The sequence below is a fragment of the Herbaspirillum sp. ST 5-3 genome (genome assembly GCF_004804275.1).
Taxonomy (GTDB): domain Bacteria; phylum Pseudomonadota; class Gammaproteobacteria; order Burkholderiales; family Burkholderiaceae_D; genus Noviherbaspirillum.
Genome location: NZ_STGI01000006.1, coordinates 312,059 through 327,375, shown reverse-complemented (window position 1 = coordinate 327,375; position 15,317 = coordinate 312,059). Strand labels below are relative to the sequence as shown.

At 61.2% G+C, this 15,317-nt stretch carries 15 protein-coding genes and 1 tRNA gene; 3 read left to right on the top strand and 13 right to left on the bottom strand.

What is annotated here, in order from left to right; all coding sequences use genetic code 11:
• Window positions 1-149: 149 nt before the first annotated feature.
• From E6W33_RS14680 to glpD, 6 genes are all read right to left on the bottom strand, one after another.
• Complete coding sequence (locus E6W33_RS14680; protein ID WP_136418048.1) at window positions 150-434, bottom strand: DUF2160 domain-containing protein; 285 nt, start codon at window positions 432-434, stop codon at window positions 150-152.
• 1 nt (window position 435) lies between these two features.
• Window positions 436-1,239: a carbohydrate ABC transporter permease gene (locus E6W33_RS14675; protein WP_136418069.1), complete on the bottom strand. Its 804-nt coding sequence runs from the start codon at window positions 1,237-1,239 to the stop codon at window positions 436-438.
• The gene (locus tag E6W33_RS14670; protein WP_136418047.1) at window positions 1,239-2,108 is read right to left on the bottom strand and encodes a sugar ABC transporter permease; all 870 of its coding nucleotides are present in this window, start codon (window positions 2,106-2,108) and stop codon (window positions 1,239-1,241) included. Before E6W33_RS14670 ends, E6W33_RS14675 begins: the two co-directional genes overlap by 1 nt.
• Window position 2,109: 1 nt before the next feature.
• The gene (locus E6W33_RS14665) at window positions 2,110-3,198 is read right to left on the bottom strand and encodes an ABC transporter ATP-binding protein (protein ID WP_136418046.1); all 1,089 of its coding nucleotides are present in this window, start codon (window positions 3,196-3,198) and stop codon (window positions 2,110-2,112) included.
• A complete protein-coding gene (locus tag E6W33_RS14660; RefSeq protein WP_247869650.1) occupies window positions 3,185-4,294 on the bottom strand; it encodes an ABC transporter ATP-binding protein in 1,110 nt (369 codons plus the stop codon). Before E6W33_RS14660 ends, E6W33_RS14665 begins: the two co-directional genes overlap by 14 nt.
• Window positions 4,295-4,362: 68 nt before the next feature.
• On the bottom strand, window positions 4,363-5,871 hold the full coding sequence (gene glpD, locus E6W33_RS14655) for a glycerol-3-phosphate dehydrogenase (RefSeq protein ID WP_247869649.1): 1,509 nt from the start codon (window positions 5,869-5,871) through the stop codon (window positions 4,363-4,365).
• A gap of 154 nt (window positions 5,872-6,025) precedes the next feature.
• Here glpD and E6W33_RS14650 point away from each other — a divergent pair, with 154 nt between their 5' ends.
• Window positions 6,026-6,805 (top strand): DeoR/GlpR family DNA-binding transcription regulator, encoded by a 780-nt coding sequence (locus tag E6W33_RS14650; protein ID WP_136418044.1) that lies wholly within the window; start codon window positions 6,026-6,028, stop codon window positions 6,803-6,805.
• A gap of 236 nt (window positions 6,806-7,041) precedes the next feature.
• Here E6W33_RS14650 and E6W33_RS14645 read toward each other — a convergent pair whose 3' ends face one another.
• A complete protein-coding gene (locus E6W33_RS14645) occupies window positions 7,042-7,893 on the bottom strand; it encodes a c-type cytochrome (protein WP_136418043.1) in 852 nt (283 codons plus the stop codon).
• Window positions 7,894-8,104: 211 nt separating this feature from the next.
• Here E6W33_RS14645 and E6W33_RS14640 point away from each other — a divergent pair.
• A tRNA-Arg gene (locus tag E6W33_RS14640) sits at window positions 8,105-8,180 on the top strand.
• Between the two features lie 318 nt (window positions 8,181-8,498).
• On the opposite strand, the gene E6W33_RS14635 is transcribed toward E6W33_RS14640, so the two are convergent.
• The 4 genes from E6W33_RS14635 to E6W33_RS14620 all read right to left on the bottom strand — a co-directional run bounded on the left by E6W33_RS14635 (window position 8,499) and on the right by E6W33_RS14620 (window position 13,271).
• Entirely contained in the window at window positions 8,499-9,356 is an 858-nt protein-coding gene (locus tag E6W33_RS14635; RefSeq protein ID WP_136418042.1) for a fumarylacetoacetate hydrolase, read from the bottom strand.
• A 94-nt stretch (window positions 9,357-9,450) separates the two neighbouring features.
• Window positions 9,451-11,277, bottom strand: a complete 1,827-nt coding sequence (locus E6W33_RS14630; protein ID WP_136418041.1) for a hypothetical protein — start codon at window positions 11,275-11,277, stop codon at window positions 9,451-9,453.
• A gap of 309 nt (window positions 11,278-11,586) precedes the next feature.
• Window positions 11,587-12,258 carry a hypothetical protein gene (locus E6W33_RS14625; RefSeq protein WP_136418040.1) on the bottom strand — a complete coding sequence of 224 codons (672 nt, stop codon included), beginning with the start codon at window positions 12,256-12,258 and terminating at the stop codon, window positions 11,587-11,589.
• 161 nt (window positions 12,259-12,419) lie between these two features.
• Entirely contained in the window at window positions 12,420-13,271 is an 852-nt protein-coding gene (locus tag E6W33_RS14620) for an SDR family oxidoreductase (RefSeq protein WP_136418039.1), read from the bottom strand.
• Window positions 13,272-13,357: 86 nt separating this feature from the next.
• Here E6W33_RS14620 and E6W33_RS14615 point away from each other — a divergent pair, with 86 nt between their 5' ends.
• Window positions 13,358-13,771 (top strand): helix-turn-helix domain-containing protein, encoded by a 414-nt coding sequence (locus tag E6W33_RS14615; protein WP_136418038.1) that lies wholly within the window; start codon window positions 13,358-13,360, stop codon window positions 13,769-13,771.
• 20 nt (window positions 13,772-13,791) lie between these two features.
• Here E6W33_RS14615 and E6W33_RS14610 read toward each other — a convergent pair whose 3' ends face one another.
• Entirely contained in the window at window positions 13,792-14,751 is a 960-nt protein-coding gene (locus E6W33_RS14610; RefSeq protein ID WP_136418037.1) for a ribonuclease Z, read from the bottom strand.
• Between the two features lie 213 nt (window positions 14,752-14,964).
• Window positions 14,965-15,285 carry a carboxylesterase family protein gene (locus tag E6W33_RS14605; protein ID WP_136418036.1) on the bottom strand — a complete coding sequence of 107 codons (321 nt, stop codon included), beginning with the start codon at window positions 15,283-15,285 and terminating at the stop codon, window positions 14,965-14,967.
• Window positions 15,286-15,317: the final 32 nt, after the last annotated feature.

The following is a 15,317-nucleotide window of genomic DNA, read 5'->3' as shown; positions in this document are numbered from 1 at the left end:
ACGACGCCCCCGAGGCCAGCATCGCCGCAGCCGCCAGCGCTGTCAGTTTCAGTCTCATATCTCCACCTTTTCTTGTTAGCTTCCCTATAGCGGTGATGCAAGGCGAGGGGGAAGGGCCTCGCGCAGCATCGAAACGTCGAACGACTTGTTCAGCCCCAACGCATCACGATCAACAACACCACAAAACCAATTGCGCCGCCGATGGCCTGATGCATCTCGGTCAGGCCGGCCCAGGCGAGATTGATATACGCCGCCGTCAGCAGCCCGATGAACAGACGGTCGCCGCGCGTCGTGGAAATCGGCAGGAAGCCCTTGCGCTCGACGCAGGGCGAACGGATTTCCCAGACCGTCATGCCGATCAGCGTCAGCACGATCACGCTGAAAAAAATCGCGACCGGCGTCGTCCATGCCATCCATGCAAATGCGTTTTCCATGTCACACCCTCCCCATCGCAAAGCCTTTTGCGATGTAATGCCTGACGAACCAGATCACCAGCGCGCCGGGCACGATGGTCAGAATGCCGGCCGCTGCCAATACGCCCCAGTCCATGCCTGCCGCGGACACGGTGCGTGTCATGGTGGCCGCGATCGGCTTGGCGTTCACCGAGGTCAGCGTGCGCGCCAGCAGCAGTTCGACCCAGCTGAACATGAAGCAGAAGAACGCAGTCACGCCGACGCCGGCCTTGATCATCGGCAGGAAGATCTTGATGAAAAACTTCGGGAAGCTGTAGCCGTCGATGTAGGCGGTCTCGTCGATCTCCTTCGGCACGCCCGACATGAAGCCTTCCAGGATCCACACCGCGAGCGGTACGTTGAACAGCATGTGCGCCAGCGCCACCGCCAGGTGCGTGTCCATCAGCCCGACCGTCGAATACAACTGGAAGAAGGGCAGCAGGAATACCGCCGGCGGCGTCATGCGGTTGGTCAGCAGCCAGAAGAACAACTGCTTGTCGCCGATGAAGGAATAGCGCGAGAACGCGTAGGCCGCGGGCAGCGCGACACCGACCGACAGCACCATGTTGATCACCACGTAGATGATCGAATTGATGTAGCCGTCGTACCAGGACGGGTCGGTCAGGATGGTCTTGAAGTTGTCGAAGGTGAGGTGCGTCGGAATCAGCGTCATGACGCTGGTGATTTCCTCATTGGTCTTCAGGGCCATGTTCAGCAGCCAGTAAATCGGCAGCATGGCCAGCAGCAGATACAGAAACAGTATCGGGCCGGTAATGCGTTTGTCCATCATTTTGAATCTCCTGTACCGAGGCGCTGCATCCAGTTGTAGAGAATGAAACAGAACAGCAGGATGATGAGGAAGTAGATCAGCGAGAATGCCGCCGCCGGGCCGAGATCGAACTGGCCGACCGCCTTCTGCGTCAGGTATTGCGACAGGAAGGTCGTCGCGTTGCCTGGTCCGCCGCCGGTCAGCACGAAGGGCTCGGTATAGATCATGAAGCTGTCCATGAAGCGCAGCAGCACGCCGATCATCAGCACATTGCGCATCTTCGGCAACTGGATGAAGCGGAACACCGCCCAGCGCGATGCGCCATCGATGCGCGCCGCCTGGTAATACGCATCCGGAATCGAGCGCAGCCCCGCATACGCCAGCAGGATGACCAGCGGCGTCCAGTGCCAGATGTCCATCACCAGCACCGTGATCCAGGCATCGAAGGAATCGCCGGTGTAGTTGTAGCTGATGCCCATGTTATTGATCGTGTATCCCAGCAGACCGATATCGCCGCGGCCGAAAATCTGCCAGATGGTGCCGACCACGTTCCAGGGAATCAGCAAGGGCAGGGCGATCAGCACGAGCGACATCGAGGCCTTCCAGCCTTGCGCAGGCATGGTCAGCGCGACCAGGATGCCGAGCGGAATCTGGATCGCGAGCACGCACAGCGAGAACACCAGCTGGCGCGACAGGGCGCCGTGCAACTCGCTGTCCCGCATGATCATGCGGAACCACTCGGTGCCGACGAAGACTTTCTGCGTCGGGCTGAGGATGTCCTGCACTGAATAATTCACGATCGTCATCAGCGGCAGAATCGCCGAGAACGCCACGCACAGCAGGACGGGAAGGATAAGGAACCAGGCGCGGTTATTAAAGGTTTTCATGTCAAGCCACCCGCTTATCGTTGAGGTAATACAGCGTGCGTTCCGGAGGGAAGCGCAGCCACGTGGTCGAGCCTTGCGTCAGCGGCAGGGGAGTGCGCAGCTTGGCCGAGACCGTACGCTGTCCAAGCCGGAACTCCGCCAGATGATGCGTGCCCAGGTCGCGCACGAAGACCACGCTGGCCGGCACGGTGCCCGCCTGTTCGGTGAGCGAGCATTCGACGAATTCCGGGCGGATGCCCAGCACCGCGTCGCCGCGACCCATGCCCAGCGCGTTCAGGATATTTTCCGGAACACCGACTGCATGCTCTTCGATGGTTGTTACACCGTTCCTGATCGTCAGCGGCAGCAGGTTCATGCCGGGATTGCCGATGAAGTAGCCGACAAAGGTATGGCCCGGCGCTTCAAACAATTCCTGCGCGGTGCCGGTCTGCACCACTTCGCCCTGCGTCATGACCACCACCTTGTCGGCGAAAGTCAGCGCCTCCACCTGGTCGTGCGTCACGTAGATGAGCGAGAGCTTCAGTTCGTGATGGATTTCCTTGAGCTTGCGGCGCAGCAGCCATTTGAGATGCGGATCGATCACGGTGAGCGGTTCGTCGAACAGCACCGCCGCCACATCGGGGCGCACCAGGCCGCGTCCCAGCGAGATCTTCTGCTTGGCATCGACCGACAGGCCGCTGGCGCGATGCTTGAGGTCGCTGCTCAGTTCCAGCATTTCCGCCACTTGCTCGACGCGCTTGCGCAGCTCGCTCTCTTTCCAGCCGCGATTGCGCAGCGGGAAGGCGAGGTTGTCGAACACGGTCATGGTGTCGTAGATGACCGGGAACTGGAACACCTGCGCAATATTGCGCTGCTCCGGCGGCAGGTCCGTCACGTCCTTTCCGTTGAACAGCACGCGGCCATGCGAGGGGCGCACCAGCCCGGAGATGATGTTCAGCAGCGTGGTCTTGCCGCAGCCGGAAGGGCCGAGCAGCGCATAGGCGCCGCCGTCTTCCCAGCTCATGTTCATCGGGCGCAGCGCGTAGTCGGTGGGCTGGGACGGATTGGGCTTGTAGGCGTGCGCCAGGTCAACTAAATCAATACGCGCCACGGTTTCCTCCTGACAGATGGGGGGCGAACAGCAAGTCGCCCTCGGGCGAAAAGACAAACAGCTCGTCCGGCCGGAAGTACATGCGGCAGCGCTCGCCAAGGTCGATGGTGTGCACGCCGGGCAATTGCGCGACCAGGGCAATCCCGTCGCGATGCACGTGCACATAGGTTTCGGAACCGCTGATTTCGGACAGGTCGACGTCGGTCTCGATGGAGGTATCCTTGTCGCTCGCCGGTGCCAGACGCAGGCTGTGCGCGCGCAGGCCCAGCGTGACCTCCTTGTGCGCGCCTATCCTTTCGCGCTGTGCCGGCGACAAGGCCACGGTGAAGTCCACACCCGCACGTGCCATGCCCTGGCCGTCGACTGCTGCGCGGATCAGATTGATCGGCGGATCGCTGAAAGTGCGCGCCGCATCGATGCTGACCGGCGCGTTGAACACGTCGAGCGTCTTGCCGAACTGCAACATGCTCCCTTCGTGCAGTACGGCGGTGTAGCCGCCGAGTTGCAGGGCTTCGAGCGGTTCCGTGGTCGCGTACACCACGGTCGTCTTGCCGTTGGAGAAGAGCTCGGTCAGTTCATTGCGCAGCTCTTCGCGCAACTTGTAGTCGAGGTTGACGAGCGGCTCGTCGAGCAGCAGCAGTTCGGCATCCTTCACCAGCGCGCGCGCCAGCGCAGTGCGCTGCTGCTGACCGCCGGACAGTTCCGCCGGCCGGCGCTGCAGGTAAGGCGTGATATGCAGGCGTTCCGCGATGTCGTGCACGCGGGTGCGGACCTGGCTCTCGGGCACCCGGCGCAGGCGCAAGGGCGACGCGATATTGTCGAACACCGACATCGCCGGGTAGTTGATGAACTGCTGATACACCATGGCGAGGTCGCGCTCGCGCACCGACACGCCGGTGACATCCTGCCCATCCACCAGCACCCGTCCGCCGGTCGGTCTGTCCAGCCCCGCCATCAGGCGCATCAACGATGTCTTGCCGGCACGCGTGGTGCCGAGCAGGATGTTGATGGCGCCCGGTTGGAGCTCCAGTGACAACGGATAGATGTGGTCCTCAGCACCATGCTTTTTGCTGGCACTCTCTAATGCTAGGCGCACTTTGTTCTCCTCCAAAAAAATCCCTTGCGTCGACACTTATGCCGGTGCGATCGCAGCCGTTTCAGTTTCTAGTTTCGCCGATTTTTCAACCAGTCGTCCAAGACGGCTTCGGCGCCGGCCGGAACACGCAGCCCGAGCTTGGAGCGGCGCCACAGGATGTCTTCCGCGCGTGTCGCCCATTCATGCTGCATCAGGTAGACGACTTCTGCCGCATACAGGCCGGGAAGGATTTCCTCGCCCATGTCGCGCAGTGCGTTGCGGCCTTTCAGCAGCACATCGATGCGCCTGCCGTAAGCATGCGCATAGCGCGCAACCAGACCGGCATCCAGCCAGGAATACTGCTGCTGCTTCTGCTGCACGAAGGCGTCGAACTCGAGTACCGAACGGTTGTTGGGACGCGCGCCGTGGATGTCGCCGCCGGGCAGGCAGGCATGCTCGGTCCATGCGCCATGTCGATTGCCGAGACGTTCCGCAACCATGTCGACCGCTTCTTCGGCCAGCTTGCGGAAAGTCGTGATCTTGCCGCCGAAGACCGAGAGCAGAGGCGCGCCGTCGTTTTCCATTTCCAGCCGATAGTCGCGCGTGACCGCCGATGCGCTGGCGGACTCGTCCTCCACCAGCGGACGCACACCGGAGTAGGCCCAGATCACGTCGGACGGCTGCACCGGGCGCTTGAAATAGCGTTGCGTCAGTTCGCACAAGTACACGATCTCCTCTTCATCGATGCGGACCTTGTCGGTGTCGCCGTGGTACTCGATGTCGGTGGTGCCGACCAGCGTGAAATCGTCCTGGTAGGGAATCGCGAAAACGATCCGTCCGTCGGGATTCTGCAGGATGTAGGCATAAGGATGATCGAACAAGCGGCGCACCACGATATGGCTGCCTTTGATAAGACGCAGAGCCTTGTCGGATGGCTGGTGCGCGGCGCCTTTCAGGAAGTCGGTCACCCAGGGGCCGGTCGCGTTGACGATGCAGCGTGCCTGCACCGTGGTGATGGTGCCTGAAGCGTGACGCATCGCGGCCGCCCATCGATCGCCTTCGCGCCAGATGGTTTCGCAGGCGCTGCGGGTGAAGACCTGGGCGCCGTGTTCGGCCGCGTCCATCGCGTTCAGAACCACCAGGCGCGCGTCATCGACCCAGCCGTCGGAATAGACGAAACCGCGCGTGAATTCGGACTTGAGCGGCTTGCCGGCCGGGTGATTGCGCAGACTGACGGTTTCGGACCCCGGCAGCAATTCGCGACGGGCCAGATGATCGTAAAGGAACATGCCGGCGCGAATCATCCATGCCGGGCGTTGCCCCTTGTCGTGCGGCATGACAAAGCGCATCGGCCACATGATGTGCGGCGCCGCGCGCAGCAGCACTTCGCGCTCGATGAGCGCCTTGCGCACCAGGCTGAACTCGTAATGTTCGAGGTAGCGCAGGCCGCCATGAATCAGCTTGCTGGAAGCGGACGACGTATGCGACGCAAGATCATCCTTTTCACACAGCACCACGGACAGGCCGCGACCCGCTGCGTCGCGCGCAATGCCAACGCCATTGATGCCGCCGCCGACGACCAAAAGGTCGCACTGCAAGTTTCCTGATGTCTCCACCGCGTATCCTCGTCGCACGTAGTGTTTAGTAGTAATATCTGATAACAATAGATCGATTGACCTCCTTTTGCAAGCGTTTTTTTTCGTTTGTGTTCGTTTATGATTAATTTGCGTGTTTTTGATTTCGGAGGTGATATTGGCACTTAATCCCAGGCAAAGGCGTTTGCTGGAGTATGTCCGGACGCACGAGACCGTTTCGGTCGAGGAGCTGGCGCGCGAATTCAGCGTCACCTCGCAGACCGTGCGCCGCGACATCAAGCAGATGGCCGAGGCCAATCTGCTGGCGCGCTATCACGGCGGAGTGGGGCTGGCCTCCTCGGTGGAAAACATCGACTACGCGCAGCGCCAGTCACTGCATGTCGGTGCCAAGCGCAGCATCGCCGCGGCCGTCGCGCAGCGCGTGCCCGAGGGCTGCTCGCTGCTGATCAACATCGGTACGACGACGGAAGAAGTGGCGCGCGCACTGGTCAATCACCAGGGACTGCACGTCATTACCAACAACCTCAATGTCGCCACCATCCTGTCCGACAACCCGCGATCAGAAGTCATCATCGCCGGCGGCGTCGTGCGCAAGCGGGACCGCGCCGTCATTGGCGAAGCCACCAGCGATTTCATCCGCCAGTTCAAGGTCGACATCGGCATCATCGGCATCTCCAGCATCGAAGCCGACGGCACGCTGCGTGACTTCGATCCGCGCGAGGTGAAAGTGGCGCAGACCATCATCGAACAATCGCGCGAAGTGTGGTTGGTTGCGGACGGCGACAAGTTCGGCAGGGAGGCGCTGGTGCGCATGGGGCACGTGTCCCAGGTGAACAAGCTGTTCACCGATACGCGCCCGCCGGAAGCGCTCGCCAGGATCCTGAAAACGCATGCAGTGGAGGTCATCGTGACCGAAGCGGCCGACCGCGCCGCGTGAGCGCGAAGCGCGGCCTGATTGCCGCCGGCCAGGATCCGTGAGATTCGGGTCGAAGCGCACAACACCTCAGGCGACCCGCAAACGGGCGCACTTGTCATGCATTGGTTCTATTCAGTTGGAGCAGGTGCTGGAAGTCAGCGTGGCGAATTGCCGGGGGAAGGGCGGAGACACCCTTGCAGAGAAAAAAGAAGGCGGGAACATGCCCGCCTTCTTTTTGTTTTTCCTTGTATTGCGACTTACTTCGCTGCAGCGGCCATGTAATCCACAGCAGCCTTGACTTCATCATCCGAAGCGGTAGAGCCGCCCTTCGGAGGCATCATGCCGGCTTTGCCCTGGAAGCCCTTGATCGCGTGGTCATACAGCGTGGCCGAGCCTTGCTTGAGGCGCGGCGCCCATGCTGCCTTGTCGCCGAACTTCGGCGCGCCCGCGATGCCTGCTCCATGGCAAGCCTGGCAGGTTGCTTCATACAGCTTCTTGCCGTCGGCCTTGCCTGCGTCGGCAGCTTTCGGCTGTTCGGCCGCTGCCGCCGGTGCTGCTGCGGCCGGTGCCGCTGCTGCAGGTGCCTCCGCCGGAGCGGCTGCCTTTGCTGCCGGTTCCTTCAGCTTGCCGCCGGACTGGTTCGCCATGTAGACGACCGCGCGTTCGACTTCGACATCGTCCAGGTCCGGATTGCCGCCCTTGGCCGGCATCGCGCGGATGCCCTTCAGAGCATGATCGACCAGCGTCGACTGGCCTTGCCCGAGACGGGCAGACCAGGCTCCAGCGTCGCCAACCTTCGGTGCGCCTGCTGCGCCGGTTGCGTGGCAGGCAGCGCAAACTGCCTTGAATACCGCTTCACCGCTTTGCAACTGCTTCGGCACGCTCGCGTCCTTCAGCGTGAAGCCCTCATCGGCCACCGGGCGCAGACGCTCGGCGATCGCTTCCGGCGACTGGGCGCCCGATCCGGCGCCAACCTTGTTGCTGTTGGACACATACTGGACCAGCAGCACGATGCAGATGATCGGAACCAGGAAGCCGGCAATCACGGCAGCGATCAGCTGCTTCGGCGTCTTGATGGCGGATTGGTGTTCGTTGTGTGCGTCGCTCATTATTCCCTCAATGCAATTTCGAAACCGATGGGGCGGGTATGCAGATCAAGCGCACAGCGTCTCTGAAGCTCATTAATGCTGCGACGCAATACCTCGCAAAACCCTTGATTATAGACGCAAAGAGGTCGATTTGGAACGAAAGATCAATGGTTTGCATGGACGCGCAGACAGAAAAACGGTATCCTTCATGCCTCTTCAGCATTCCCTCTACGCGGCTGTAGCTCAGTGGATAGAGTATTGGCCTCCGAAGCCAAGGGTCGTGGGTTCGATCCCCGCCAGCCGCGCCAGTATTACCCATAGCCTGCCCGACAGTAAGCGCTATCAATTCTGCAAGCTATTTTCTTTGTCTATCTGGCCTGCTTCCGAATTTCCAAAAAAATAAAATTTGGGAATAGGGATTTCAACTGCGACTTGATATTTGTCCGCTTAACACTTCACGCTGGAATCGCTCCGCTCATGCAGAACTCCCAGCCTAGGCGATGCGGAAATTCAATGAGTGCAGGAAACGAGAATCATGCGATTGCAAACGGTGAATCGGAACACGGGGCGTGTCCTGGCAGCACCACACTACGCGTTGTCCCTGTTCCGTCTCCGAACCGCCTGTCTTAACGGAACTTCACACTCACGGCCGGCGTTCCATCAAGCCCTTCATAGACGACGCGTATGTCCGTCCCCGGCTTCGGCGGCGTGAGTTTCGAGAACGAGCCGAGGCTCAGCAAGTCGCCTGCGCGCAGACGGCCGCCGGCGCGGGCGATGTCTTGTGCGAGCCAGATCACCGCGTTGAGCGGGTGCCCCATGACGTCGCTTCCCTTTCCATGGTCGAGTTCATGGCCTTCGCCGTCGAGCATGCGCACGGTCATGCCGGGAAGCTGACTGCCGAGTGCTGCCGACATGGGCAAGGGTTTGCCCATCACACCCAGCCGCGCGCCGACATTGAGATAGGTGAGCGTGGCGCCATTGAGTTTGCCCGGCTCCTGCACGATCAGATCCGGCAGCTCGATGAAAGGAATGACCGCATCGATATGCTTCATGACTTCCTCCGGGGTCTTGGCCCGGTGGATGGCGGAACTCTTGACCCGAACCAGAAGGTCAGCCTCGAACACCGGCCGCGCGCCGAAGCGTGCCGGTACTTCCGCGCCATCCGGCACCAGCATGCCCTTGAATAGGACGCCGCGCACGGGTTGATCGTGATTGAAGCGCTTCTGCACCGCGGGGTTCGTCAGTCCCGCCTTGTATCCGACGACCGGGCCAAGTTGCTGGCCGAGGAACCGGACAATCTTGTCGCGGCCGCATTGCGCATCGTCGAGCGACATTGGCGGCGGATTCCCGACCGCCTGGCGGTTCATGTAGGAGGCGACAACCGTGGCCGCATCGAGGTCCGAGGGGCAGGCTGCCGAGGCGATGGTGGCGATGCCTGCGCAAGCGAATCCTGCAGCATATTGAAGCCAGCGTTGTTTCTTCATGTGTCCCCCTTGTTATGTTGACTGGACTGCAAAGCATAACCCAATAGTTGTTGCCGCCATCTGCGCATCGATACCGGCGCGGCCTGCATCTGATTCAATCCCCTTTTTCCAGAATACGCAGCGCACCGCCGAAGCGCCACACGCGCCGGATCTCGACGACGTCATATCGGCGCAGCAGATCAGGGGGAAACGCATTCTGTTGTCCTGGAGATGCGGCAATCCGGCGCACCGTCTGGTCCAGTTCATGCAGCTCGTCCGAGCGATGGATGATGACGTTTTCGATGCTCCCGTCGCTGCGAATGACGACGGTCACCTCGGCATCGCCCTGAACCTGGGATTGCTCGCGATCGGGATTGCCGTTGCGCTCGACCGTCTGGCGCCAGCGATCGATATACATTTTCAGGACGATATCGTCATCGGCACCGCCGAAGATCGTGCGGCGGCGCGCGTCCTGCTCGGTATGCGCTTCAAGCCGGGTGGCATCGACTTTCCGGAGCTGGACGACTTTGGCAGCGGCAAGATCGCTATCGGAAAGCAGGATCGGGCCCTCATCGGTATCGGCCGGCGCGCTGTCCTGCGCCTGCACGGCGGACGCGCCCGAGGAGGGCGAGGTCGGCCTCTCTTGAGGCGCGGCGGACAGGCTCGATGTCGCCGCATTGTCGCCATGGGGCACGAGGGCTTGCCCTGGCGCAGGCGACGCAGCCTGCGCACGCGCCTCGTGGTCGGCGGCTTCGCGTCTGGCGTTTTCATCCGCTCGCCTTGCTTCCTCCAAGCGCTTGCCTTGTTGTAGACGTTCTTCCTCCCGTTGCTGCGCCGCCTGCTGCTGTGCCATCTGTTCCGCTTGTCTGCGCGCTTCCAGTTCCTCGGCCTGGCGCCTTGCGTTCTCTTCTTCCTGCCTTGCCGTTTCGAGTTGCCGGGCGCGCCGCTGTCTTTCTTCTTCAAGTTGCTGGACGGCCTGCCTTTGCGCTTCCAGCTCCATGGCTTGCCGTTTTGCATTTTCTTCTTCCAGCCTGAGTGCCTCGATTTGCGCGATGCGACGCAGGTTTTCTTCTTCACGTTGCTGGGCGGCCTGCTGACGGGCGATTTGTTCGGCCTGTCGTTGCGCTTCCTGCTCCTGGGCTTGCCGTCTGGCGCTTTCCTCCTCCAGCTTTTGCGCCGCGATTTCGTTCTCTATTTCGTGCTCTCTTTGCAGGCGTTCCTCTTCGCGCTGCGCAGCGAGAGCCTGTTCGCGCGCATCCGTTTCCGCAGGAGGCGCGTGCGGCTCGACCATCTCCGGCGCCTGCTCTTGCCTGCCGGTTGCATTGATCGGTTCGCTTGTAGCGATCGGTACCGAAAAACTATCCTGCGCAGGCTGTTCCTTTGCGACGAGGCGCGGATGCGGCTTGGCCGGAACGGATTTGCGATGCGGATGACGCTGTGGAGCGCGCGCCTTGTGCGGCTGTTTCGCGGTTGACGGACTGCGTTTGCGTTTCTGGCGCGGCGTCACGCGATGCGGCGCTTTTTCTGAAGGCTGCAACAGCTTCAATCCAGGAGCGGGAGCGGGCGAGCTGCCGGAAGGAATCTCCGCGTGCCGCACATTGTTTTCAAGTGGCGGGAGTGGCGCGACATTGACGGCATTTGCCGAAGCGCTTGTTGTGCTGTTCACACCGGCAATGCGGATATTCAATGCCGGTGCGTACGCGCGCCGCTCATCCCAGGGCAGTTGCAGACCGGGCAAGCCAAGTCCTCGGATGCCGAACTGCAGCGACAGCAATAGTGCGTGCGCCAGCAAGGAAAGCAGCAGTGCCGTGGTCAGGCGGCGTTGTGAGTGCGCACGTCGCGTTGCGTCTTCGGTGTTGCGAGCTCCGTTGAATCCCGACGCATGCTGGAAGATCATCCGCATCCCGTGCAATTGCTCAATGCCCTTGCGCGCGTGCGTCATGCGCCGTGCCAACTATTGAGCCGTCCACTATCTGTCTCAGCGTCTGTTCTTCCTGCCTCGCCATGGCCTTGCTCGCATCTGCTGTGGAACAAGTGAAGCTACAGCACACGCATCATCGGCTTCTTGTGTAAGCGCAAAAATCGATCGCAGTTGATTGCGTTCGCGCTATCCCATGGCCATCCGGAATTGTTGTGCGGCGAGCGCAAGAGCAGGCGAGCACAATGCAGGTCGGGATGGTTCGTGCCGTGTGCCGGCAGACCATCCCGACCTGCGAATGCAAAACGCCGCGCGGGCGGCCTTTGCCTTGTTTTAATGCAGGGTGGTGTTCGTCACCAGAGCCCCGTGCCGCCCGCGGGGCGTGGCTTTGGTGACGGCGCCTTTCCCTTTGCCTGCCTTGGCGCTTTTGGTGGGGCTCTTGGCCTGGGCCTTGTTCGCCGTTTTCGCGCTTGCCTTGCTCACGCCCTGCACGCCGCCCTTGGTCGCGGTCTTCTTGCCGATTGTCGATTGCGCGGGTCGATTAACGCGGCCTTTTGTGGTGCCGGCGGATTTGGCGGCGGCTTTCGCCTTGTCCGAAGTTGCCCGCTTGGTGGTACTGGTCGTCGTGCTTTGGGCCGGTGTCGCGACTTTGCCGCTTGACTTCGCCGGCTTGGCTGACATGGTGCCTTGCGAAGCGGCACCACTGCCTGCCTTGGCGGACCGTCGCTCAAAGCGTGCCAGCGTTTCCTCGAAAATTTTTTCCTTTGACATCGCTTCCTTCAGATTGGCCGAGGGAGCGGTGCCGCGTTGTGTGGTGGAGGACGCCTTGCTGCGCTGCCGTTCCAGCATGGTGTGATATCTGTCCCGGGCCTTGCGTGCCCGCTCCTTCCGCTGCAGGAGTGCCTTGTCGCTCAATTCACCGACCAGGGGCGGGAAGCTCTCATTGATCAGCTTGAACTCGGTATCGGAAACCAGTCGTTTTGCGGTCGATCGTTGAATCGGCATGTGTATCTCCTTGTGAAAAGATGGGAGTGAGATAACACGCACACCAGAAAGTTTCCATTTTTGATAACAAGAAGTGACTCCGCGCGAATTATTGGATTGATCTTCACGCCGATGGCCACCCTGGCTCCGGCATACACACCTATTGAACAGGCCCGTTCACATCACTGCAGCGCTGCACGGACCAGCGGAGCCAGCGGCGTGGTCGGGCGACCGATGAGCTGGCTCAGCTGGCGGCTGTCGTCGAACAATCCACCCTTGGAGGCGCCGACGTCGGATTCCGCCAGCAAAGTGGCGAGCCCTTCGGGCAAGCCCGCACCGATCAATACGGACCTGAACTCCGCTTCGGGAAGATTTTTATAGGCGACGGGCTTGCCTGCCTGCCGTGCAATCTCTGCAGCGAGCTCCGCCAATGTATATGCCGCATCGCCCGCCAATTCATGGACACGGCCGGCCTGCTGGTCGAGCGTGAGCACGGCGGCTGCTGCGGCGGCATAGTCGGCCCGGGCCGCGGAAGCGATGCGTCCTTCGCCGGCACTGCCGAGGTAGACGCCGTGCTGCAGCGCTGCCGGGATGCTGGCAAGATAGTTTTCCGTATACCAGCCGTTGCGCAGCAATACGAACGGGATGCCGGAGGCGCGCAGCATGGATTCGGTTTCCTTGTGCTCGGCGGCCAGAGGCAATGGCGAGGTATCGGCGTGAAGAATACTTGTATAGGCCAGCAGTTTCACACCGGCGCGCTGCGCGGCGTCGATCACGGCGCGGTGCTGTGGGACGCGCCGCCCCACTTCGCTGGAAGAAATCATGAGCAGCTTGTCCGCTCCCTGCAGCGCTGTGTGCAGGGTCTCGGGCTGATCATAGTCGGCGTGCCTGACCTGAATCCCGCGCGCGGCCAGGTCTTTGGCTCGATCGGGATTGCGCACGGCGGCAACGATCTCATTGGCGGGCAGCTTCTGAAGCAGAGAATCGATAACCAGGCGGCCAAGCTGGCCGGAGGCAGCAGTGATGACGATCATGTCGGAACTCCTTGATGGATACATGGAGCCGGTATAATAATGCTCAAGCTAACTTAAAGTAAGTACGCACAAAAAGGTAAGTGTCAATGAGCAAGAACGCCGAAAAAAATGCAGGAAAGCCGTCCCGCCTGTCGGCAAAAATGCAGCGCGGGAATCTGTTCTCCGAGAAGTGCCCGTCGCGAGAAGTGCTGAAGCATGTGACGAGCCGCTGGGGCGTGCTGCTGCTGGTTGCGCTGCTCGGCGGGACGCATCGCTTCAGCGACTTGCGCCGCAAGGTGAACGGCATCAGCGAGAAAATGCTGGCCCAAACGCTGCAGTGGCTGGAGGCCGACGGATTTGTGGAACGCATCTCCTACCCGGTCGTGCCGCCTCACGTGGAATACACGCTGACCCCAATGGGCCGCGCGGTCGGGCAAAGGGTGGAGTCGCTGGCCGACTGGATCGAGGGAAATCTGCCGAAGATCATGGCCGCGCAACGGGCAGGAGCGGACGCGCGATAATCGACGCGAGACCCGCTGCGTCAAGCAATGCGGTTGAGCTGCCCCGTCTTGTGCAGCCGGTAGCGGGCGAAATCCTCAGCCAGAAACAACTGCCCGGGATAATTCGCCGCCGCTTCGGCACGAATGTCTTCGATGGAAGGCGAGCGGCTGGCGTCCGACTGATAGCGCGGGCTGAAATGGGTCAGCACCAGATTCGGCAGCCCGGCCGAACGCGCGAAGGAAGCGACTGCCGCGGCCGCGCTGTGACGCACGACGCTGCCGGCCTTGTCCGCCATTGCTTTTGTATAAGTGGCTTCATGGACGAGAGCTTGCGCCTGCCGGCATGCCTCGCCTAACAGCTCGGGACGATCGTTGTCGCCGCCGATCACAATGCGCCTGGGCGTATTCGGAAAATAAATATAGTTGCTGCTCTCGAGCGTCCGGCCTTCGTAAGCGACATCCATGCCGTTTCTCAGCTGCCCCCAGACAGGCCCGCGAGGGATGCCCTGTGCCTCGAGCTTGCCGATGTCCAGACGCGCTTCGGTGCTCGCTTCGGTAAAGCGGTAGGCAAAGGAGGGCACTCGATGCGAGAGAGGATAGGCATCGACCAGCCAGTGATTGATCTCCCACTGCGCGAGCGATTCGGCAGCCAGGAATTCCAGATCGTAGGGCAGAAGGAGCTGGGTCAGCCGCAGAGTCGACCGGATCCATTCTTCGATCCCGTTCGGTCCGATGATCCGCAACGGCTTGTTTCTGCCATGCATACCCGCGCTGGCGAGGAGCCCCGGCAAGCCATAGCAATGGTCGCCATGCACATGCGTGATGAACACCGCATGCAGATCATGCAGTGACAGCGGCGCGTGCAGAAGCTGATGCTGCGTGCCTTCACCGCAGTCCACCAGGTACCAGGCGCTGCCGATTTCATCGATCAGGGCCAGGCCGGACACATTGCGCGTCCTGGTCGGTGTTCCAGATGACGTACCTAGAAAAAGCAGGTCCACGGATGTCGTCTCGATGCATCGCGTTGCAAACGGGATAGAGAATGCGCTCCGTTTCGATCCTTCGCAAGCCGCGTCAGTTCACTCGATCCGCCAGCATTCCTTGATCGCACAAGGCCGATGCCGGCAAGCACGTCAGCAGAGGTATTCGATGGCGTGCACTCGGCGCACACAAGGCGAGGGCGGCGAAGCTCTGGGTCGCTTCGCCGCAGCGTCTTATTGCACGGAAATGGCCTTGCCGGTCAGCGAGGCATCGAAAATCAGGGTTCCGGGCCAGGTCGGCCAGACCACGTCGATCGACCGGTTATTCGGATCGCCCTTCTTGGCGAAGGCGCCGATGGTTCGCATCATCGCTTTCGACAAGTCCATGCGGCCGGGGAGGTTTGCGCTCGTATTCATGATGTTGGACATCAGGGATGGGCCGAAATTGCCGAACACAAAGGGCAGATCGAACAGGTGTGCAGCACCGTAGATGTCGTTCCAGGGGGAACGAGCAACAGTTTGCGTGAAATCAAGCTTGAATCGCGGGCAGCGCATTCGGGCGGACGGGCCAAGGCTGCCACCGTGAT

Excerpts from the sequence above, each read along its gene's own strand:
- E6W33_RS14680 (WP_136418048.1), bottom strand. The coding sequence starts at position 434 with ATGGAAAACGCATTTGCATGGATGGCATGGACGACGCCGGTCGCGATT.
- E6W33_RS14675 (WP_136418069.1), bottom strand. The coding sequence starts at position 1,239 with ATGGACAAACGCATTACCGGCCCGATACTGTTTCTGTATCTGCTGCTG.
- E6W33_RS14670 (WP_136418047.1), bottom strand. The coding sequence starts at position 2,108 with ATGAAAACCTTTAATAACCGCGCCTGGTTCCTTATCCTTCCCGTCCTG.
- E6W33_RS14645 (WP_136418043.1), bottom strand. The coding sequence starts at position 7,893 with ATGAGCGACGCACACAACGAACACCAATCCGCCATCAAGACGCCGAAG.
- E6W33_RS14635 (WP_136418042.1), bottom strand. The coding sequence starts at position 9,356 with ATGAAGAAACAACGCTGGCTTCAATATGCTGCAGGATTCGCTTGCGCA.
- E6W33_RS14630 (WP_136418041.1), bottom strand. The coding sequence starts at position 11,277 with ATGACGCACGCGCGCAAGGGCATTGAGCAATTGCACGGGATGCGGATG.
- E6W33_RS14625 (WP_136418040.1), bottom strand. The coding sequence starts at position 12,258 with ATGCCGATTCAACGATCGACCGCAAAACGACTGGTTTCCGATACCGAG.
- E6W33_RS14620 (WP_136418039.1), bottom strand. The coding sequence starts at position 13,271 with ATGATCGTCATCACTGCTGCCTCCGGCCAGCTTGGCCGCCTGGTTATC.
- E6W33_RS14615 (WP_136418038.1), top strand. The coding sequence starts at position 13,358 with ATGAGCAAGAACGCCGAAAAAAATGCAGGAAAGCCGTCCCGCCTGTCG.
- E6W33_RS14605 (WP_136418036.1), bottom strand. The coding sequence starts at position 15,285 with ATGCGCTGCCCGCGATTCAAGCTTGATTTCACGCAAACTGTTGCTCGT.